The sequence below is a fragment of the Chitinophagaceae bacterium C216 genome (assembly GCA_028485475.2).
Lineage (GTDB): Bacteria > Bacteroidota > Bacteroidia > Chitinophagales > Chitinophagaceae > Niabella > Niabella composti.
This window is the reverse complement of the sequence record CP144143.1, coordinates 1,960,926-1,982,944: the sequence shown is the minus strand read 5'-3', so window position 1 is coordinate 1,982,944 and position 22,019 is coordinate 1,960,926. Positions and strand designations below refer to the sequence as shown.

The window sequence follows — 22,019 nt, the reverse complement described above, 5'->3', positions numbered from 1 at the left end:
ACCCGGCTTTGAAAGCCGGATTAAGCATAAAAGATTATAGCTAAAGATAGGTTTGCAAATATTAATTATCGGCCGAGACCAATGTTGTATGCCAAACCTACACCAATAATACCGGCATTATACTTTTGCGAAGCACCATTTACACGAATGGTTCCATCACTACCGGTAAACACTTTGGTATAATGGGCAAAAATGTTCCAGTGGCGATTGTGATATCCAACCTCTGGCTTCAAGTAGAAACCGCCATTAGGACGCTCTACAGAGCTATTAGAGGCTACTTTATCATCGCCGGTAATTACACCATATCCTAAATCAGTTCCTACGTAGATCCCTTCTGATTTTGGATAATATCTAAATAGTGCTGCTACCGGAATAACACCAAAGTCGTTATTTTTTAAGGTAGTATTACTTACGTCCTTATCCTTTCCGAAATGGTGATGATAACCTGTAGTTACACCTAAGCCCAAATGCGGCGTAATAAGATTTTGATAAGCTACATTCAATCCAGCCGCTGCACTTGCATTTCTAGATGCTACGGATGGACCCGCAAGTGCACCAATCTTCAAAGTGTTTTTCATGCTCTGAGCATTTGCTGTTCCTGCAACAAAAAACAACGCTAATCCTGCTAACAATGCTTTTACTTTGTTCATAGTTTCCAATTTTTGTCATTAAAGACAAATAAAGGGCACAAAAAGTTGCGTAAAGTGGTTGAATTTTGACAGGCGTAGGCTGTTCTTAACTATTTCTTAATTTGAATTAAGTTTTTTAGAGAACGATTTTGTTTTTATGGTTTTATTAATGCACTACCGATGGCACAGGCAACACATCTTTTATGATTACAATACTGATTTTTTAATTCGATTAAAGATTGCGAATCCCAGGCAGACTTATTAATAAACCCTATTTTCTCAAAACCCTTGGTAATACTATTTTTTTCGGCTTTTGCAGCTTCAAGCCATTGCATAGCTTTATATTTTAGTGGTTCCTGCTGATGTGCCTGCCCATAAGCAAACAGCATGGGAACAATGGAATTGATTAAAATGTTATTAATCATTTCGGCACCTAATGGTTTAGGCTTATAATAGGGTTCATCAGTGAGTGTGTAGTGATACAACCAGAAATCATTGGGTGTTACTTCCAACCACTTTTTAACATACGCCCATGATGGCGCCGCTACTATTTTGGAAAACAAATGCGCTGATTGCTGTATCAAAGCAGCCAGTTGTGCTAGCCTTACTGTAGGGAAATTACTGGGACGCATTCTTAAAAAATAAACAGGATATACAATAGGCTGCAGTTGGTACTTTATTTTTAAAAAACGATACTCCCGTTGCAACAGTTGTGCATATTTATCTTCAAAATCTGCTTCTAATAAACCGGCTTGTCCCAGCAAAAGCGCTTCCAGTTGTATTAGTTGGTGTTTATGCTTTGCCAATAGGATTAAGGGTATCGATTGTGCAATCGCTTCAAATGCATCGGCATTGATTTTGGTTCCAAAATTTCTTGCCAATAGCCACCAGAAACTTTCTTCCCAATGTTGTTGATTGGCTGCCATATATTGTTGTATCTGTGCGGTTTTACGCATCAGTCGTTCAATGAGCAACCTTTCCTTCCACGATGTAATGGTAATATCTGATATATTGTCAATCAAGTTCTCACAGGCAATAAAATGCGAAGATTCCATGAGTTGGGTATACCGCTGTAATAAGCTGATAGCTATTCTACCTTTTAATTCCAATACCGGGATTGATGAGAACTGTAGATCATTTTCGTACACTACGTGTAGAATAACATTTTTATAATTACAATCGACGGCATGCTGGTGTTTCTGCCAGTCGGAGGCTTTCACATGTATTTCAACAGTTCCTGCCCATTCGGTATTACCAATTCGAATACGTGCGTTGGTAAAATCCGGACCTTGATTTTTATTCCACGTTCCGGGCGTAATAATATAAACTTCCTCTCCCTGGGTGGTTTGTAAATCCGAGCGATTAAAGTATTGAAATTGCCAGATAAATTGCAGCAGTTGTTCATTCATAGTGTTAACATAGGTGCCTTATACAACCCTATAGGGCTGAACACGATCAACAAACTGCAATAAATTTACAAAAAATCAGGGAAGAAATTCTGCCAATGCCTTTACCACACGGCTTACAGGCAATCCCATCACATTATAAAAATCGCCCCTAATGGACTTTATTCCCACCACCCCAATCCATTCCTGTATGGCATAAGCTCCAGCTTTATCGTAAGGTTGATATTTTTCTATATAATAACGAATCTGCTCCAATGTTAGTTCATGGAATGTTACTTGCGTCACATCAGCAAACGATAGCTCCTTCTCGCCTTTCATAATAGTCACCCCTGTTATCACTTCATGAGTTTGGCCTTGCAATTGAGAGAGAATACTGATAGCCTGGGCCTCATCCTTAGGTTTTCCTATAATAACACCATCCAATACGACTACAGTATCTGCAGCAAGCACCACTCTGTGTTCTGCAATTTGATTCCTTACAGCTAACGCTTTCTGACGAGCGATATAAACTGCCGCTTCGGCCGGTGTTAATGCTTTCGGGAAATTCTCCTCCGTAGCTTGAACCCTTACTTCAAAAGGCACTTCTGCCCATTCCAATAACTGCCTGCGCCTAGGCGACGCAGAAGCCAATATAATTGCCTGTTCCTTCATGCATCTTTATAAATAAAAATAAAAAAACAACATTGATAAAATTCCGGTAAGCATTATCCGCTTGGTCATACTACTCAAATGGTGATATTCCTGTGTAGAATTTGCCTGTATCAGTTTTCTTATTATATAAAACAATGGTGCTACAATTAGCACAACACAATAAGCAACGGCAGCCCACCAACGAAACTGCAAGACATACAGCTGTACAATAACTAATATGGCTATCAAAATAGTCAGCCATACAGCTATGTATATTTTTGTAGCATTAATACCCCATACAATAGGCATGGTTTTACAACCAAATTTATGGTCGCCTGGCATGTCTTCAATATCCTTAATCGCTTCTCGAACCAAAGAGATGATAAAAGCAAATCCCGCATATAGTATCGCAAACCGAAACAAGCGTACCTGATTAGCATCTGCATTATTGAACGCATTCCATAAAGAATATTTGGAAAGGAAGATGAGCATAATAGTCCATGCGGTAAGCAAAGACACAATCACATTACCAATTATAGCATCTTTTTTAAATCTTGCAGAATATAACCACAATAATATGGCGCTAACCACATTGGCAAGTATCAGGTACCAGCCTGCCGTGCGCACAGCTAGTATCGTACATACTATACCGGCCAGATTAAGCAGCAAATGCCACAACAATGCCCATCTTCTGTTGATTACCTTGCCCAAAATGGTTTTATCAGGCTTATTTACTAAGTCGATATTAATATCAAAATAATCATTGATAATATATCCTGCGGCTGCAATGAATACAGATGCTGCTACCAGTAAGGCAAACCGAATCGTATTCCCGTCGGGGATATTGCCTTTATAAATAGGTTGATAAATGCAATACTCAAACAGAGCCTGTGTCAATATTATGAACACTAAATTGGGCCATCGTATTAGTTTCAGAAATGGCGTCATACTGCCCTATAATATTTAATAATTTTTAACTTTCGACGTTAGCTCATCATGCAGATACCACAGTGCTGTCTGCTGTCCAATGATCATTAAGCTTCAGTACTTTTTCTATTACATCCCGTACGCAGCCTTCTCCGCCCTTCTTTTCTGAAATATATTTTGCCGCAGCTCTCACTTCGGATACTGCATCTGCGGGACAACAACTTAAGGCAACCACTTCCATTACAGGCAAGTCGGGTATATCATCGCCCATAAATAAAGTACGCTTCAAATTAAATTGATGTTTCGTCGCCAATTCTTTTACAAAAGCTTGTTTGTCCTTTACGCGAAAATGAATCTCGGTAATACCCAGCTTTCTCAATCGGGTGTCTACTGCGCTCGGCGACGAACCACTTACAATAAAAATGCGGTATCCTTTTTTTATTGCCAACTGCAAAGCATATCCGTCTTTTACATTCATTCTGCGCGCCATCTCTCCTCCTTCCAGCACCAGCAGGCCCCCATCTGTAAGCACTCCATCCACATCAAAAATAAAAGTATCAATCTCGCGAAAGCTGCTTAGTATATTCATATCTTAATTTTGTGCTGCAAAAGTAACAGATTGGAACGATGTGACTACCGTATACTTTGAGTAATACTATCTGTTAGGAACTGATATAACTTTAAAAGTTGTGGGTAGGGTTCCAATAACTGCATATGTTTCTGTATCGTCTCCTTATCGCCTCGAATAGCGGGGCCGGTTTGCATATCCGACGGAGAGGCACTATGCAAGCGGGCAAATGTATTATCAATTAAGGGCAAAAGCTCTGAAAAGGTAATTCCTTCTTTCTGACAATAATACTCCGCCAGAGAAAAAATATGATTCGTGAAATTATTTACAAACACAGCTGCTACATGTAGTTTCTCTCGCTTTTCAATGCCTGCAGTTAATGGCGGATCTTTATATATGGATTGAGCCAGTGTGTACAGTATGTGGTGGGTTTTCTCATTCACCGCTTCTATATAAATAGGAATCTCGGGAATAAGCTTTTGTTCTTTCCGTAAACTCTGCAACGGATAAAAAACACCGTAATTAGTAGTTACTTCCTTCAGCACATCCATCTTTACAGATGCAGCCGTATGCGCTACCACCTTATCGCCAAGCCGAAGATCATTTGCCAGCTCAGGAATAGCCGTATCCGATACGGCGATGATATATACATCAGCGTCTTTATTGATCAGGCTGGTATAATTAGCAGACTTGGTATCCCATTCGTATGCAAGCTCCGATGCCGCAGTAGCATTTCTGCTGAGCACTTGCACAATGGTATGACCAGCTGCTACAAATTTACGGCCCAGCACAGCTGCAACATTTCCAGAACCTATAATAACAATATCCATCCGACGTTTGTTTTACTTAATAAACTATATACACACAATATTGTTTATACAATTATCAAATGCACAGCGCTACTGTCAAGCTTTTATCTTCGTGTTACATGAAAGTACAAAAATTTCTCATCAGTTATTTTCGGGTAAAAATCCGACTGTTATCCCTTTTTTCAAAACAAAAGGCAGGTAATGCAGCTTTTGAAATATTTTGCACACCTTATTCCCGCTTTTTCTACAAAGCTATTGAGGTATCAAATGCGCAAACATTGAATTACCATTTCGAGGGGCTGGCTATTTCTGGGTATCGGTGGGGTGAGAAAAGCTCTAAAAAAGCACTCATTGTACATGGCTTTCGTTCCGATGCTAGAAAATTTCAGCATTTTGCCTTGCAACTAGTGGCAAAAGGATACGAAGTATATGCTTTTGATGCACCCGCTCATGGCACCAGTACAGGGAAAACACTCAATGCCATTACATATAAAAACTTTGTGAGCCATATTGACAAAGACTTTGGCCCCTTTGATGCTTATATAACCCATTCTTTTGGCGGACTAGCCACTAGTCTGCATCTGGCTGAAGTGCCAAGCAACCACTATATCAAAACTGTATTAATTGCTCCAGCAGCCAATTCCCAAATATTGATCGAGCAGTTTTTTGACGAAATGAAAATTTTTGACAAGAAAGTACAGGAATATTTCTACGACAACATTAAAAGGCTAAGTGGAAAAAACATCAGCTGGTTTTCGCTAGCCCGCTGTGCGCCACATATGCATGGACCGGTATTATGGATACACGACTTAAGCGATCGAATAACACCGGTATCCGATGCACAATTATTGCAACAAAAAGGCTATCCCAATTTCCGTTTTATCTTTACCAACAATTTGGGACACCGTCGCATTTATCATGATGAAAATGTAATTGCTGAGGTGATGAATTTTCTTTAGAAAATGTATCTTCCCATGGTTTTTTAAGCACAAAAAAGTGGCATTTATAAAAAATGTGCTAATCTTGTTGCCAAAATTACCTGCCTTAATATGAGGTGACTGAATATCGAATTGCTTGAAATGCAACAAGAAACGAATGACAGAAGTATTATAGCCGGTAATGGTAAATTATAGTAATTAAGTAAATGGCGAAGAATTTATTGATAGTGGAGAGCCCTGCAAAGGCAAAAACAATTGAAAAATTTCTAGGGAAGGAATTCCAGGTGAAGAGTTGCTTCGGACATATCCGCGACCTGGAAAAATCCGGCATGGGTATTAACATTGAAAATCAATACGAGCCACGTTATGTTATCAGCGACGATAAAGTAAAAGTAGTTCGTGAGCTCAAAGCGCTTGCCGAAAAAAGTGAAGAAGTATGGTTGGCAACGGATGAGGACCGTGAGGGGGAAGCCATCAGCTGGCATTTGTGTGAAGTGTTGGGCCTAGATCCTGCCAAAACCAAACGCATCGTCTTTCATGAAATTACCAAGCCGGCTATTAAAGCTGCGGTAGAATCGCCGCGCACCCTAAATATGAATTTGGTAAAGGCACAGCAAGCAAGACGTGTACTGGATCGTATTGTGGGATTTGAACTGAGCCCTGTGTTGTGGCGAAAAATTAGAGTTAAAAATAATCTTAGTGCCGGACGCGTACAAAGTGTAGCGGTAAGATTAATTGTAGAGCGAGAGCGTGAAATTAATGCTTTTCAGGTGCAGAGCAATTTTAAGGTGGAAGCACTTTTCAGCGCCGCTGATAGTACCGGAAAAGATATTCAGTTCAAAGCCGAAGGAAAGAAATATAGCGATAGCGCAACAGCCGAGGCCTTCCTACAATCCTGTATCAATGCCGAGTATACCGTGAGCGATATACAGGTAAAACCCGGCAAACGTACACCCGCTGCACCTTTTACTACGTCAACTTTACAACAGGAAGCTAGCCGCAAATTGGGCTATAGCGTAAGTAAAACCATGCTGATTGCACAGCAGCTGTACGAAAACGGATATATTACCTACATGCGTACCGACAGTGTAAATTTGAGTGATACAGCACTGGAAGATATCAGCACTACCATCAAAAGCATGTACGGTGAAAACTACCATCAATTCCGGCGCTTTAAAAATAAAAACCAGAGTGCACAAGAAGCGCATGAAGCCATCCGCCCCACCTATATGAGCAATACTACAGTAGATAATCCCGAATGGAGAAAACTGTATGAGCTGATATGGAAAAGAACCATGGCTTGCCAGATGGCAGATGCACAGCTTGAAAAAACTACCGCAACCATTGATATTTCTACCAATAAGGAACAATTAACCGCCAGCGGTGAAGTCATCAAATTTGAAGGTTTCTTAAAAGTGTATCGTGAAGACAGGGACGAAGAAGACATTAACGAAGACGAAACCCAGGAAGGTACACTACCCAATCTGCAGGTAGGGCAACAGTTGCCTTTAATACAAATGACTGCTACAGAAAAGTTCACCCGTCCCCTGCCCCGTTATACCGAGGCTTCGCTGGTAAAGAAACTAGAAGAACTAGGCATCGGCCGTCCTTCTACTTATGCTCCTACCATTTCCACGATTATCAAAAGAGAGTATGTGGAAAAACGCGATAAGGAAGGCACCCCCAGAGATTACCGTGTGCTGGCATTAAAAGACAATAAAATCTCACAGTTTACACAAACAGAAATTACGGGTGCAGAGAAAGCAAAACTTTTTCCTACCGATTTGGGAATTGTGGTTACGGACTTTCTGAAACAATACTTTGACGATATCATGGATTATGGATTCACAGCTCGCATTGAAGGAGAGTTTGATGAAGTGGCAGAAGGGAAGCTGGAATGGAACAAAATGATAGACGAATTCTATAATCCGTTTAAGGAAGACGTTGAAAAAACAATAGAAACAGCAGAGCGCATCAAAGGTGAACGCGAACTGGGCATAGACCCTCAAAGTGGTAAACCTGTTATAGCGCGCATGGGTCGCTACGGTCCTATGGTGCAGATAGGCAGCGCCGATGAAGAGGAAACTCCTCGATTTGCATCTTTGCAAAAAGGACAAAGTATTGAAACCATCACACTAGAAGAAGCCTTGGACCTTTTCAAACTCCCTGCTGTACTAGGCGAATACGAAGGCAAGGAAGTATCAGTAAATATCGGCCGTTTTGGGCCTTATGTAAAATTTGGGGAGGAATTTGTATCCATTCCTAAAGGTGAGGATCCGTTTAGTGTAGACCTAGATCGTGCAATAGCACTTATTCAGGAAAAACAAAAAGCCGATGCTCCCATAGCTGTTTACGATGATAAACCCGTTACCAAAGGCAAAGGCCGATTTGGCCCCTTCATTAAATGGAACGATATGTTCATTAACGTTCCCAAACGGTACGATTTTGACAATCTCACGCAGCAAGATATTGAAGAACTCATCAAAGCCAAAATAGAAAAAGAAGCCAATCGCTACATCCAGCAATGGCCCGAAGAAAAAATCGCTATCGAAAATGGTCGTTGGGGCCCATTCATAAGATTCGGCAAGAAAATGCTCAAACTAGGTAGAAAAGAGAACGGAGAAAAATATACAGCTGAGGAACTGGCTGCTGTTTCGCTAGATACCGTGAAGCAAATGATTCTTGCCGAAGATCCCACTGCCTTTGACAAGCCAGTGAAAAAAGCTGCAGCAAAGAAGAAAGCCGCTGCTAAAAAGAAAAAATAGAAGCAAAAAATAAGACTTATAAAAACCGCCATCAGTGATGGCGGTTCATTTTTTTATGCATGATTTATCTATTGCAATTCCATGACTAGTGTGGTGTACCGAGGAATCTGCAACGGATCGGTTAGCGAAACAATTTGATCTGTCACTACATCTCGTGCTTTGGTAAAGAATTGTAGTCGTTCCGAAAATCTATCTAGGGATAGGATTTTAGGCTGATCGTTAGTATTCATTACACACATCACTGTTTGATGATCATCGTATCTGAAGTAAACATATATGCCCTCGTAAGGCACATACTGCATCAGCTTTCCGGTCTTAATAGCCGAAGAAGATTTGCGGAAATTAGCCAACTTGCGGATGTAGTGGAATACGTCATTTTCCTTCTTCGTCCTTCCTGCTTCAGTAAACTTATTAGCCGGATCCCCTTGCCATCCTCCAGGGAAGTCTTGGCGCACATATCCGTCATTAGGATGAGTGGTGCCTGTCATTAGCACTTCACTTCCGTAATACATCTGAGGAATACCTCGTGTTGTAAGTAACCACGCAAATGCCGCTTTATATTTGGCCGTATCCTCATTCAATACACTATAAAAACGGGGTAAATCGTGGTTGTCTAAGAAAATCACCTGACGCATGGGATTTTTATATACAAAATCCTGCGCCAGTGTGGTGTAGAGTTTATTCACACCTTCGGTCCAGCCGAAAGGCTCTGTAAGCGCCGGCTGAATGCCATAGAACAAGGTTTGAAAGTCGGTAGTAGCTTGTAAGTTGCTTTTAAAATCAATTGCAAAATTATTTGCGCAGAAATAACTTTGATTGATCACGCCGTGTACCCAGGTTTCTCCAAATATGGTAAGATTAGGGAATTCATCATATAAAGCCTGATTACAACGGTTCATAAAGTGTAAATCGTTATACGCATAGGTATCTACCCGCCAGCCGTCCACTCCAAACTCCTCCACCGTCCAGATAGCGTGCTGGATGAGAAACTTCTGCACCATTTCATTATCATGATTCCAATCGGGCATAGAGGTAACAAACCAACCATCGCTCATGAGCTTTTTGTCCACCTGTGATGCATAGGGATCGAACAATACCTGATCTTTGTAGCTGGTCTGAGTAAACTTCGGCCAGCGATGGAACCAGCTGCTATCGGGCTGATCCTTAAATAAGAAGTGTTCGGTACCTACGTGGTTATACACGGCATCTTGAATAATCTTCATCCCCTTTGCGTGTAAAGCATTGATCAGTTCTTTATATGCCTTTTCACCCCCTATTCTGCGCTCGATGCGGTAATGGTTGGTAAACGCATAACCGTGCTCCGTACGCTCCGGCATATCATTTTCAATTACCGGATTCAACCATAAAGTAGTAACACCGAGGTCATACAAATAATCGAGATGATTTTGAATACCTTTTAAATCTCCTCCATGACGATTGAAAACGGTATCGCGCCGCAGTGACTGATCCAGCATGCCGGGTATCCTGTCGTTGCTTTCATCACCGTTGCTAAATCTGTCGGGCATGATCAGGTAGATCAAATCTTCGGAGGTGACTCCCATAGCATAAAGGGTTCCATTACCTTCACGTCGAGGTTTTAACTCATACTTCACGCCTTTTTTCCCTACAAAAGGAAGTGTAATCCAGCCGGGCTTAGCAGTTGCATCAATTTCAATATCAAAAAATACATAGTTTTTATTTTCGGCATGATCTATCTGCTTCAATCTTACACCCGGAGCCAGCGCCATACCTTCAGGGCGCATCTTTACCATCGGAACGCTTTCGGCAATGTTTTTTCCACGTATCATCAGCTGTACGGTGCTCCACTTCATCCCCACCCACCAATGCGTTGGATACACTTCAATATCTTGCGCTTGTATTATGAAAGAAAATAATAGTAGCCATAGTATGGCAAAAAGCTTTTTCATTACAGAAGTATTTATAGGTTAGTGAAATATTTAGTGGCTTTTCTCTGCAGGGAACCTAATCAGCAATACGCAAATGGCACCTATTATCATTAGCACACCAGCAACGACTAAGTAGTAAATAGCATAATTATGAAAGATTGTCTTCACTACCGGGCCGCCTATAATACCGTTGATTATTTGAGGGATCACAATGAAGAAATTAAAAATCCCCATATAAATGCCCATTTTATGCTGCGGAATACTTTCAATAAGCATGGCATAAGGCATCGCCAAAATACTGGCCCATGCAAAACCAATTGCCAACATACTCAACCACAAATAACCTGTATCCCTTATCACATACATTAGCATTAGTCCTATCCCCCCGCATAACAATGCCAGTGCATGCGTTTGTTTTTTACCCAATTTCTGCGCCAACGGAATCATTAAAAACGCAAAAGGAATGGCAAACAAATTATACATCCCGAAAAGCTTACCTACAAAATCGCCAGCCCTGCTAAAAGTTTCAGAACTAGTATCCGAAGGATTTAATCCAAAGTGATGTGTAGCAATAGCACTGGTAGTAAATACCCACATCGTAAACAGTGCAAACCAGCTAAAAAACTGCACTGCCCCTAGTTTCCACATGACTGCAGGGATATTGGCGAAGTCCTTAAAAATATCTCTGAAACGAGGCTTAGTTGATATTGCTTCTTTTCCTTCGCTAAAACCCTTTAAGATCTCCGGAGCATATTCTTTTGTAGTTACTACTGTATATATTATGGTAAGCAACAAAATCAGCGCACCTACATAGAACGAATAAATCACGTTATCCGGCACAAATCCTTCGGGAGCCGTGTTAGATACGCCCAAAGCGGTAAGCCAAGATGGCAAAGCCGAACCAACAACTGCTCCTATACCTATCAGTATGGTTTGCACGCCAAACCCCAATGTACCCTGTTCCTTAGGAAGCATATCACCCACTAGTGCTCTAAAGGGCTCCATGGAAATATTTACCGAAGCATCCATCAATGCCAGAAATAGTACCGCCAGCAACAATACGTTGGCACCTATAAAGGAAGTTACGCTTGCAGAATTAGGCAGAAAAACCAATCCCAGTGCACATAATACTGAACCTATTAAAAAATAAGGCTTTCTTCTGCCCCATCTTTTAGACCAAGTATGATCACCCAGATAACCCACAATAGGTTGTACTATCAGGCCCGTAATAGGTGCTACCAACCAAAACCAGGAAAGCTGATGCACATCGGCGCCAAAGTTGGCCAGGATTCTGCTGGCATTTCCATTTTGAAGACCGAAAGCCATTTGAATACCCAGAAAACCCATACTCATATTGATAATCTGGACTAAAGACAAGCGTGGCTTGGAGATTTTGGAGACGAATGACATGCTCAATCGTTATATGTTTATAAATAATGCCTATTTGGCTAGTCAAATATAATATGTATTAAGTACACAATAAAATTTATCCATTTAAAAACCCCGCTTTCGCGGGGTGTTATGTTTTAAATTACAAATCCATTGGGGAAAATCGCACCTTTTTTGGTTACAATAATACCATCTTTAATGGTATAGAGCTCGGTATCGGCGTTTTCGAGATGTGGGCCGCCATTCAGCCGTACATCGTCCCCTATCCTACAGTTTTTATCAATGATACAGTTGCGGATATAACATCTTTTACCAATGCCTATAGGCGGTATGCCACGCGTCTGTTCGTTAGTAATATCGTCGATGGTTTCGTAGAAATCGCTACCCATCATATAGCAGCTTACCACTGTAGAACCGTAGCCAATGCGAGAGCGTATTCCAATCACACTGTGTTCAATACGCGAAGCATTGATGATACATCCTTCGGCAATAACGGTTTTTTCCAGTGTTGTACCACTGATTTTAGCCGGAGGTAACATGCGCGGACGGGAATAAATAGATTTAGTATTATCAAACAGGTTAAATGCAGGAATATCGGCCGTGAGTTCCAGATTGGCTTCAAAGAAAGAATGTATATTTCCGATATCGGTCCAGTAACCTTCATATTGATAGCTGGCTACTTTATAGGCATCGATAGAAGCCGGAATAATTTCTTTACCGAAATCCGTGGCATCGGGATATATTTTTAACAACAAGTCGAAAAGCAGCTGTCGATTAAAGATATAAATACCCATCGAGGCCAGATAATTTCTTCCCTTTTGCTGCATGGCAGGTCCAGTATCACTCACCCAGTCGGGCAACACATCTCTAGATGGTTTTTCAATGAAAGACCGAATGTAATTACCTTCATCTACTTTCATAATACCAAACTCTGTAGCTTCTCTATCCACTACAGGAATGGTAGCAATAGAAATATCGGCGCCACATTCTTTATGATGCTGCAGCATCTTATTAAAATCCATCTGATAGAGCTGATCTCCCGAAAGAATTAACACGTATTCGCTTGGAAAAGCAGTTAAGTGTCTTAAACATTGCCTTACAGCATCCGCAGTTCCTTGATACCAGGCGGGGTTATCCGGTGTTTGCTCAGCAGCAAGTATATCAACGAAAGCCGTGCTAAAAGCACTAAAGTGATAGGTATTTTTGATATGCCGATTTAACGACGCAGAATTAAACTGTGTAAGCACAAACATTCTATGAATGTCTGAGTTAATGCAGTTGGAGATAGGAATATCTACCAATCTGTATTTGCCGGCAATGGGTACGGCCGGTTTTGACCTGCTGCTCGTAAGAGGATACAGTCTTGTTCCTGCACCTCCTCCTAAAATCATTGCGATAACTTCCTGCGAAATACTCATATGATTTATGTTTTAATCTTTCATTTACTTTCGGGTTGAAATAAACAAGATCTGTATAAATATTAGTTCAGTTGATGCAAATCCATAATTATTTTACGGATTCATATAGCGCTATGTACTTTTTAGCTGATGCAGTCCAACTGTGATCGATGCCCATGATACGCTCCGTGATCTTGGAGAAAAGACTAGACTTATTTTCATAGAGATCGATAGCTCTTCCTACCGAATAGGTTATATCCTCAATACTGGACTGTTCCATGGTGATGCCAAATCCATCAGTTTCCCCATAGTCCTTAACAGTATCCTTCAGACCACCTATTTTTCTTACGATGGGTACGGTTCCATATCTTAAAGCATACAGCTGATTTAATCCGCAGGGTTCCACACGACTCGGCATTAATAAAAAGTCCGAACCGGCATATATTAAATGACTCAACTCCTCGTTATACCCGATATACGTATTGACATATCCTTTCAGCGTTTTATTCATCTCCGCAAGTGCCCCTTCCACATAAGGGTTTCCCGATCCTAATATTAAGAAAGAAGCCTTACCATTGTACTGATAGACTGATTGGCTGATAGCTTCAGGTAAAAGATCGGCAGCTTTTTCATCTACTAATCTACCAATAAAACTGATTAAAGGTTTGTTGGGATCGAATCCAAACTGCTGCACCAGTTTTTCTTTATTCTTAGCCTTTCCTTCTTTAATCTTTTTAGCATCATAATTGGCCACCAGATATGGATCAGTAGCCGGATTCCATACGTTGGTATCAATACCGTTGATAATACCGCTACATTTTCCTTTTTCGTATTCGAAAAGGTTTTCCAGACCCGCAGCAGCATGCCTGAGCTCTTCCATATAACTGGGACTAACGGTAGTTACTTTCCAGGCGCATTTTACTGCAGATGCCATAGGATTAATACAGTTATTCCAATCCAGCAATCCCCAATTCCAAGTATCGTAAGCCGGAATGTAATAGTATTTATCCCAACCAAACTGTCCCTGATATTGGCCGTTGTGAATTGTAAACACTACCGGCACATTAGCCAGCTGATAACGAAAAGCGTAAGTATGCTTGCAGAAGAAAGGGATTAATCCGGCTTGGTGGTCATGACAATGAATAATATCGGGGCGATGTTGCCAGCGGCTCATCCAATCGCATACGGCTAATTGAAATGAAATAAACCGCTCGGTATCATCATCATACCCGTAAACTTTCTCTCTGTCCAATACACCGTTGATATCGACCAGATATAAATCAAAGCCTAGCTTATTTGTCTTTTCCTTAATGACACTGTACCTGAACCAATGGTTACCTAAAGCCTGCCCGCCTTCGTGCACCAGCTCCCACTCATTTTCATACAAAAACTTTGTACGATACATAGGCATCACCACCTTCGCTATATGCCCCAAGTCATTCTGGTATTTGGGTAAAGCGCCTACCACATCTCCCAGCCCACCTACTTTTGCCATCGGATAACACTCGGCCGAAATGTGAACTATTTCCATAATCAATCATTGGTTAGTCTAAAAGTAGGAATATTTTATTAATACAAAAAACATTCGTAATTAATTTAAAACTTTTTGGTACTAATACTTACTTTTACACCAACCAACTAAAATTAAAAACGATTGATATGAGTACACCAACCACGAAGTGGTCGCAATTTGGAACACTAATTATCGTGTTCTTTTTTTGGGGGTTTGTTGCTGCCAGTAATGATATTCTCATTCCTGTATTCAAAGAAGCGTTGCATCTGGAGCAATGGCAATCACAATTAGTTTCTTTTGCGTTTTATGTAGCCTACACAGTAGGATCATTGCTATTTCTACTCATCAGTAAGTACATCGGCAAAGATCTGTTACAGCATATAGGTTATAAAAACGGCATTGTGGTAGGGCTGATTATTTCCGCTCTGGGTACGCTGATTTTCTATCCGGCAGCTCAACAGCAGTCATTTGCCTTATTTATTACAGGTCTGTTTATTGTAGGCTTAGGTTTTTCGCTGCAACAAACAGCTGCTAATCCGCTGGCCATTATCATGGGCGACCCCAAGCTCGGTTCTCAAAGATTAAGTATGGCCGGAGGTATCAATAATTTCGGTACTACTATCGGACCACTTATTGTAAGCTTTGCCATCTTCGGCTCGTTAACCAACACTAATATTACGGCCGATATTCAAAGCATTAAAGTTCCCTATCTGTTTTTAGGGCTAGCTTTTGTGATTGTGGCAATCATCTTCAAGCTCTCTTCGGTTCCCAATAAATTTGATCTTTCAGGACCCAATGAAGAAAGCAAAATGCAACCTGAACAGCAAAATGTGGATGCACTTCCAGCCAATTACAAACCTAGTGTTTTTGCTTATCCGCAACTAGTATTGGGGATGTTTGCCATTTTCGTATACGTAGGTGTAGAAGTAGCTACTGCTGCTAACTTACCAGAATTCATGAAGGAACATTTAGGCACCCCTACCGAGCAAATTGCCCCGTATGTATCATTATTTTGGGCGAGCCTGATGATCGGTCGTTGGACAGGATCCGTAGGAGCTTTTGACATTTCTGCGGGTGCAAAAAGGATTTTGCAATTCTTAATGCCCTATATTGCTTTTGGCGTATTTCTATTGGTAAACATAATTGCCAATCATGATACTTCGCCTTTTTATATTTACGTATTCATCATTGCAGTCCTTATCGTCTGCGATATTTTAAGTAAAGGGAACCCTGCCAGACAATTGTTAATCTTTAGTTGCATGGGTATCTTAGCCTTGCTAATAGGTATCTTTGCCGAAGGCATGGTGAGCGTGTATGCATTTATTAGTGTGGGACTCTTCTGTTCTACTTTATGGCCATGTATTTTTACACTTGCCATAGCAGGATTAGGACCTCACACCAACCGCGGGTCCAGCCTGTTGATACTGATGATTATGGGGGGTGGTATTATCAGCCTAATACAAGGTTGGCTGGCATCGCCTAATATTTTAGGAATACAATTTTCCTATTTTACAGGAGTTGCCTGCTTTTTATATCTTGCATTTTATGCAATCAAAGCTAAAAAAGTACTGCAACAGCAAGGTATCGACTACGACCAAAAAGCAAGCGGCGCAGGCCATTAATTATTCACATAGCATTTTTTAAAAAACGATTAATATCATTATGAGTGTTCTTGATCTTTCCCATGAAGTAGCTATCGGCATTGACATCGGGGGAACTAATACCAAATATGGACTGGTAAATCACAGAGGTGAGATACTGGAAAAAGGCGATATTAAAACTGATGCCTACCCCACCGTAGAGGATTTCATTGATGCGCTATACGATGCTATTAAGCCTATTATTGACAAACATAAAAGCAACACACGACTGGTAGGTGTAGGAATAGGTGCACCCAACGGGAACTATTATACCGGCACTATCGAATATGCACCTAACCTGATATGGAAGGGAATATTACCCATAGCCGAATTGATGACTAAAAAATTCGGAGTACCTTGTTCGTTAACTAATGATGCGAATGCTGCAGCCGTAGGAGAAATGATGTACGGTGCAGCAAGAGGCATGAAGGATTTTATCATGATCACACTAGGGACCGGTGTGGGGAGTGGCATTGTAGCCAATGGTAGCCTTATCTACGGTCATGATGGTTTTGCCGGAGAATTGGGGCATGTCATCGTACGTCCCGGAGGTCGTAAACATTGGAGTACAGGTCATCAAGGTTCGCTCGAAGCGTATTGCTCAGCTACAGGTATTGCCATCACTGCTAAAAAGTTAAGAGCAGAAAATCCTCAGTCTCTTTTAAACAACATTCCTGAAGACCATATTGATTCCAAATCGGTATATGAAGCTGCCATGGCCGGCGATGAAACAGCCAAAGAAGTATTTCGATATACCGGACAAATTTTGGGGGAAGCATTGGCCAACTTCATTATGTTCTCCTCCCCTGAAGCTATTATTCTTTTCGGAGGTGTTATCAAAGCAGGAGAACTGATAATGAATCCTACGAAGGAACATATGGAAAAGAATCTGTTGCCCATTTTCCAGAACAAAGTAAAACTTGTATTTAGTGAGCTGAAAGAAGCTGATGCCGCTATCTTAGGCGCCAGCGCACTGGTTTGGGAAAAGATTTAATATTACCAATCATAGCCAGAACAACCCACGATTGTTACATTGATATAAATAACTAACTTTCCGTTATGAAAAAGTTTGTCGTATTATGTACCATCGTGGGTTTATTATTGGCCGCATGCTCACGAGGTCCTTACACCGCCACTAATAAGTTTTATAAGAAACAGGCTAAAAGCTATTCGAAAATACTAGCCACTTATCCACTTAACGATTCGGGCACCACATTCGTGGGTACGGTGAATTTTACGATGCGAGCTCCCAATTTTGTAATTATTCATCACACTGCACAGGGAAGCTGCGAGCAAACTTTAAAAACTTTTACTACCCCCGTAAGTAAAGTCAGCTCTCATTATGTTATTTGTAAGTCTGGAGAGGTATATCAGATGCTGAATGATATGCTTCGCGCACATCACGCCGGAGTTAGTCGTTGGGGTACTACCACCGATATTAACAGCTGCAGCATTGGCATCGAGATAGATAACAACGGAAGAGAACCTTTTACCGAAGCGCAAATCAATAGCCTATTACAATTACTGGATAGATTGAAGAAAAAGTACAATATCCCTACTACTAATTTTCTAGGACATGCTGATGTAGCACCAGGCAGAAAGGTCGACCCTAACCGCTATTTTCCCTGGCAAAAATTGGCAGAGCACGGATTTGGTTATTGGTACGACACTACAAATGTAGAAGTAAAGGAAGGATTTGATGCTCTTATGGCCTTACGAACCATCGGTTACAATATTGCTAATCCGCGCAGCGCCATTCAGTCTTATAAAATACATTTCAATCCGCAAGACACCACGACTGTCCTCACAGAGACCGATGCAAAAATTATCACAAGTCTCTTAGAGCGGTACAAATAAAAGCAGGCCTCTATAAAGACCTGCTTGTTTTATTGTAAATATGTTATTCCTTTATTGTTGTGCTGAAAGTTTCCTACTTTCCTCCCACTCTTTACGTCCCAATCCGGGAATCACATGTCTTTCGCTGTGGTAGGAAGAACGTACAAGTGGGCCACTTTCTACATAATCAAACCCCATTTCATAACCCGCATCTCTGTAGAAAGCAAATTCATTAGGATGTACAAAACGTTCTACAGGTAAGTGTTTTTGCGTTGGCTGTAGATACTGCCCAATCGTTACTACATCGCAACCATTATCTTTCAAATCACGCATGGTTTGCAATACTTCTTCTCTGGTTTCTCCCAAACCCAGCATAATACCACTTTTAGTACGCATCCCCCCTTCCTTCAATATGCGTATCACCTCCATACTGCGCCAGTATTTCGCTTGGATACGCACCTTACGAGTAAGCCGCTCTACAGTTTCGATATTATGCGAAATAACCTCCGGATGGGCAGCCATCACAGTTTCGATATTTTCTTTATTACCCTTAAAGTCCGGGATAAGGGTTTCGAGTGTTGTATCAGGATTCAATGCCTTTACGGCTCTGATAGTATTGTACCATATCTGTGCGCCACCGTCTTTCAGCTCGTCTCTATCCACCGAGGTAATAACGGCATGCTTCACCTTCATTAGGTGAATAGCCTCCGCCACACGCTGTGGTTCGTCATAATCCACCGGTAACGGACGTCCGGTTGCAACGGCGCAAAATCCGCAGCTACGGGTACAAATGTTACCCAAAATCATGAATGTAGCAGTACCAGCCCCCCAGCACTCCCCCATATTGGGACAATTGCCACTCTCACAAATGGTATGTAATTTATGCGTATCTACAAGATTGCGTACGTGCTTATACTCTTCACCAATCGGCAGTTTCACACGTAACCAATCGGGTTTTTTAACTCTTGTAACAACAGGTAATTCCGTCATGATGCGAAAATAATGTATTTAAGCCGAAAGGCTGTTACCAACCTCTTCCAGCAGAATAAATTTTAAAAATAACAGTGTAAACCATCCAATTGTTTATCGGCATTAAAAGACATAGATGCACTATCTGTTAATCAATCATTTGCTACAAAAAGCCGACAGATGGTTACCGGTTTGGCAAACAATCCAAGATATCTTTTCCGATGGCTATTAGATGGTAACGGGTACGTGATATAGCTTCTTCCAAAGGCAGCGGCTCTTTGTTAATACAAAGCAGATTGTCGAAATACCTACGCAGCACCTCGTCTTTTTCGTCCGCTATTTTTCCGGCTACACCAATAACCTTTATTCCTTTTTCCTTTGCCAGTGTTGCTACGCCGAAGGGGGCTTTCCCTTCGATGGTCTGGCGATCAATCACTCCCTCCCCAGTTATCACGCAGTCTGCATCCTCCAGTATTTTCTCAAAACCGATTTTTTCAAGAAAATAATGAATCCCATCCACAATTGTTACAGAGCAGAAAGCACTAAGCCCAGCAGCCACTCCTCCAGCTGCGCCACCCCCTACTATCGTATCGATACGTACGCCACTAAGTTCATTTGCTTGACGAGCGAAGTTTCCAAGCATTTTTTCAAGCAACATTACCGCTTTAGCGTTGGCCCCTTTTTGCGGACCAAATATGGCTGCTGCTCCTTGCTCACCCAGTAATTTGTTTTTCACGTCGCAAAGAATTTTGATAGAGACCTTCTCTAAGCGCTCATCCAACATTGAAGCATCGATATACTGGAGCTGCAAAAGCGCTTCAGGAATGGGGGGTAAAGGCTGATGGTGAGTATCATAAAATTCTACTCCTAACTCATGCAGCATCCCTGCACCTCCATCTACCGTGGCACTTCCGCCGATGCAAAGCAATATCTCCGCTGCGCCCTTATTCAGCGCTGCTTTAATTAACTGCCCACATCCAGCCGTATTCGCCTTAAGCGGATTGTATTCCTCAGGCCTTAATAATCGGAGCCCTGAAGCATCGGCCAGTTCAATTACAGCCGTTTTGGTAGCGACTACCCAGCCCCAGGGCGCCCGAATGGGCCTCCCCAGCGGATCGACTACCTCACTCCAAATCGTTTCGGCCTGCAAATAATGACGCAATAAGGCTCCCGTTCCATCTCCTCCATCACCTACCGGCTGTTGCACTATCGCCCCCTGATAGCCGTATTCCCGAAGTCCTAAAGCTAGGGCTTCAGCAACTTTGTCGGCCGAAAGACTATTTTTAAAGGCATTGGGTGCAATTACAATTTTCATATTACAGTATCAGCAATGATAAAAGATAAATGCAAAGCATGCTTGCCATTCCCATCAATAATGTTGCTACAGTAAACACATGCAACATGGGCTTTAGCTGTTGCCCAGAAAAATTAGTAATCACCCAGAAATAGGAATCATTTACATGCGAGGCTGCCATAGAGCCTGCGCCCATAGCTAGTACGGCCAGTACCCGACCATTTTCCGAATCCAGCTGCAAACCGTGCAAAAAAGGATATACAATAGAGGCGGCTGTTATTACCGCCACGGTAGAAGACCCCTGCGCTGTTTTTAAAATCATAGCAACAATAAAAGGGAATAAAAGTCCCAACACCTTAAGTCCTTCCGCATTTGCCAGATAACTCTGTATGCTAAGTCCGCTGATGATGGCGCCAAAAGCACCGCCGGCACCGATGATAATAAGAATATCTCCGGCTTTTTCCATTCCCTTCTGAATGATTTGGCGTAATTCGTGTTGCTGCCATTGTATGGGAATACATAAAGCTAGTCCCAATCCAATGGTGAGTGCCAAGGCAGGATCGCCGATAATCAACCAATGTGCCATAGCTGCTGCCGTGTCAGGATAAAGACTTTGGAGAATAGCCCGAACTGCAATGAGTAATATCGGCACGATTACCGGTATAAACGCTCTTGAGGCTGGTGGCAAATACTTTTTCGATTCTTCCTCTAATTCTATTGTTTCTACAGGAAGACATCCAGCAAGTTTTCTGCCTCTCATCAGCGCCCAAATATATCCTGTAAGCATTGCAGGAATAGCTACTAAAGATCCCCATAATATGGTTTTCCCTAAATCAGCCTGCATATTGCCAGTAGCGGCTGTAATGCCGGGATGAGGCGGTACTAAACAATGCACGGAATATAATGCCGTAGCCACTACTGTACTCATGACTACAACTGAAACCCCAGTTTTACGAACCATGGACTTGCTAAGTCCATTCAGCACAATATATCCTGAATCGCAAAAGATGGGGAGCCCCACCACAAACCCCGTAAGACTCATCGCCAGCACAGACCTTCGCTCACCTACCCATTTGATGATGGCATTGGCCATAGCTGTAGTTGCGCCGTTTGCCTGCAAAACCATCCCCAACGCTGTTCCCACAATAATGATGTACCCCAAAGAGCTCATAATTTTCCCGAAGCCCTCTTTCATACTTGATAAAACGGCGGCCACATCCATACCACCTAATATACCAGTAAGAAAACAGGCCAAAGACAAGGAAAAGAATGGGTGCACTCGGTACCGTGTGCTTAAAAAAATGATCAAGCCGATACCGGCCACTAATGCTAATGCGATAAGAAATCCCGAGGAGGCAAGCATACCGATAATGAAAATTTATCGGTAAAATACGACTTTAAG

General features: G+C 41.7%; 18 protein-coding genes. 5 read left to right on the top strand and 13 right to left on the bottom strand.

Going from position 1 to position 22,019, the window contains the following annotated elements:
- Nucleotides 1–65: 65 nt before the first annotated feature.
- The 6 genes from PIECOFPK_RS08370 to PIECOFPK_RS08345 all read right to left on the bottom strand — a co-directional run bounded on the left by PIECOFPK_RS08370 (nt 66) and on the right by PIECOFPK_RS08345 (nt 4,990).
- Entirely contained in the window at nt 66–650 is a 585-nt protein-coding gene (locus tag PIECOFPK_RS08370) for a hypothetical protein (protein ID WP_409965586.1), read from the bottom strand.
- 134 nt (nt 651–784) lie between these two features.
- Nucleotides 785–2,038, bottom strand: a complete 1,254-nt coding sequence (locus PIECOFPK_RS08365; protein WP_330974137.1) for a DUF2851 family protein — start codon at nt 2,036–2,038, stop codon at nt 785–787.
- A 75-nt stretch (nt 2,039–2,113) separates the two neighbouring features.
- Nucleotides 2,114–2,686: a Maf family nucleotide pyrophosphatase gene (locus PIECOFPK_RS08360; RefSeq protein WP_409965585.1), complete on the bottom strand. Its 573-nt coding sequence runs from the start codon at nt 2,684–2,686 to the stop codon at nt 2,114–2,116.
- Nucleotides 2,687–2,692: 6 nt separating this feature from the next.
- On the bottom strand, nt 2,693–3,613 hold the full coding sequence (locus PIECOFPK_RS08355) for a geranylgeranylglycerol-phosphate geranylgeranyltransferase (RefSeq protein ID WP_409965584.1): 921 nt from the start codon (nt 3,611–3,613) through the stop codon (nt 2,693–2,695).
- Nucleotides 3,614–3,659: 46 nt separating this feature from the next.
- On the bottom strand, nt 3,660–4,181 hold the full coding sequence (locus tag PIECOFPK_RS08350) for a KdsC family phosphatase (RefSeq protein WP_330974140.1): 522 nt from the start codon (nt 4,179–4,181) through the stop codon (nt 3,660–3,662).
- Between the two features lie 44 nt (nt 4,182–4,225).
- Entirely contained in the window at nt 4,226–4,990 is a 765-nt protein-coding gene (locus PIECOFPK_RS08345) for a Rossmann-like and DUF2520 domain-containing protein (protein ID WP_330974141.1), read from the bottom strand.
- A 98-nt stretch (nt 4,991–5,088) separates the two neighbouring features.
- On the opposite strand from PIECOFPK_RS08345, the gene PIECOFPK_RS08340 reads away from it, so the two are divergent.
- Both PIECOFPK_RS08340 and topA read left to right on the top strand, forming a co-directional pair.
- Nucleotides 5,089–5,928, top strand: a complete 840-nt coding sequence (locus PIECOFPK_RS08340; protein ID WP_409965583.1) for an alpha/beta hydrolase — start codon at nt 5,089–5,091, stop codon at nt 5,926–5,928.
- 185 nt (nt 5,929–6,113) lie between these two features.
- Nucleotides 6,114–8,672, top strand: a complete 2,559-nt coding sequence (topA, locus tag PIECOFPK_RS08335; protein WP_409965582.1) for a type I DNA topoisomerase — start codon at nt 6,114–6,116, stop codon at nt 8,670–8,672.
- Nucleotides 8,673–8,740: 68 nt separating this feature from the next.
- Here topA and PIECOFPK_RS08330 read toward each other — a convergent pair whose 3' ends face one another.
- The 4 genes from PIECOFPK_RS08330 to PIECOFPK_RS08315 form a co-directional block, all read right to left on the bottom strand.
- Nucleotides 8,741–10,600 (bottom strand): glycoside hydrolase family 13 protein, encoded by a 1,860-nt coding sequence (locus tag PIECOFPK_RS08330; RefSeq protein WP_409965581.1) that lies wholly within the window; start codon nt 10,598–10,600, stop codon nt 8,741–8,743.
- A gap of 30 nt (nt 10,601–10,630) precedes the next feature.
- Nucleotides 10,631–11,989, bottom strand: a complete 1,359-nt coding sequence (locus PIECOFPK_RS08325) for an MFS transporter (protein WP_409965580.1) — start codon at nt 11,987–11,989, stop codon at nt 10,631–10,633.
- 116 nt (nt 11,990–12,105) lie between these two features.
- The gene (locus PIECOFPK_RS08320; protein WP_330974146.1) at nt 12,106–13,386 is read right to left on the bottom strand and encodes a glucose-1-phosphate adenylyltransferase; all 1,281 of its coding nucleotides are present in this window, start codon (nt 13,384–13,386) and stop codon (nt 12,106–12,108) included.
- A gap of 88 nt (nt 13,387–13,474) precedes the next feature.
- On the bottom strand, nt 13,475–14,896 hold the full coding sequence (locus PIECOFPK_RS08315; RefSeq protein ID WP_409965579.1) for a glycogen synthase: 1,422 nt from the start codon (nt 14,894–14,896) through the stop codon (nt 13,475–13,477).
- 128 nt (nt 14,897–15,024) lie between these two features.
- On the opposite strand from PIECOFPK_RS08315, the gene PIECOFPK_RS08310 reads away from it, so the two are divergent.
- The 3 genes from PIECOFPK_RS08310 to PIECOFPK_RS08300 all read left to right on the top strand — a co-directional run bounded on the left by PIECOFPK_RS08310 (nt 15,025) and on the right by PIECOFPK_RS08300 (nt 18,375).
- Entirely contained in the window at nt 15,025–16,500 is a 1,476-nt protein-coding gene (locus tag PIECOFPK_RS08310) for an MFS transporter (protein WP_330974148.1), read from the top strand.
- 40 nt (nt 16,501–16,540) lie between these two features.
- A complete protein-coding gene (locus PIECOFPK_RS08305) occupies nt 16,541–17,512 on the top strand; it encodes an ROK family protein (RefSeq protein WP_409965578.1) in 972 nt (323 codons plus the stop codon).
- 65 nt (nt 17,513–17,577) lie between these two features.
- A complete protein-coding gene (locus PIECOFPK_RS08300) occupies nt 17,578–18,375 on the top strand; it encodes an N-acetylmuramoyl-L-alanine amidase (protein WP_330974150.1) in 798 nt (265 codons plus the stop codon).
- A 51-nt stretch (nt 18,376–18,426) separates the two neighbouring features.
- Here PIECOFPK_RS08300 and lipA read toward each other — a convergent pair whose 3' ends face one another.
- The 3 genes from lipA to PIECOFPK_RS08285 form a co-directional block, all read right to left on the bottom strand.
- Nucleotides 18,427–19,344, bottom strand: a complete 918-nt coding sequence (gene lipA, locus PIECOFPK_RS08295) for a lipoyl synthase (protein WP_330974151.1) — start codon at nt 19,342–19,344, stop codon at nt 18,427–18,429.
- 163 nt (nt 19,345–19,507) lie between these two features.
- Complete coding sequence (locus tag PIECOFPK_RS08290; protein WP_409965577.1) at nt 19,508–20,638, bottom strand: glycerate kinase; 1,131 nt, start codon at nt 20,636–20,638, stop codon at nt 19,508–19,510.
- Between the two features lies 1 nt (nt 20,639).
- Nucleotides 20,640–21,980 carry a GntP family permease gene (locus PIECOFPK_RS08285; protein ID WP_330974153.1) on the bottom strand — a complete coding sequence of 447 codons (1,341 nt, stop codon included), beginning with the start codon at nt 21,978–21,980 and terminating at the stop codon, nt 20,640–20,642.
- Nucleotides 21,981–22,019: the final 39 nt, after the last annotated feature.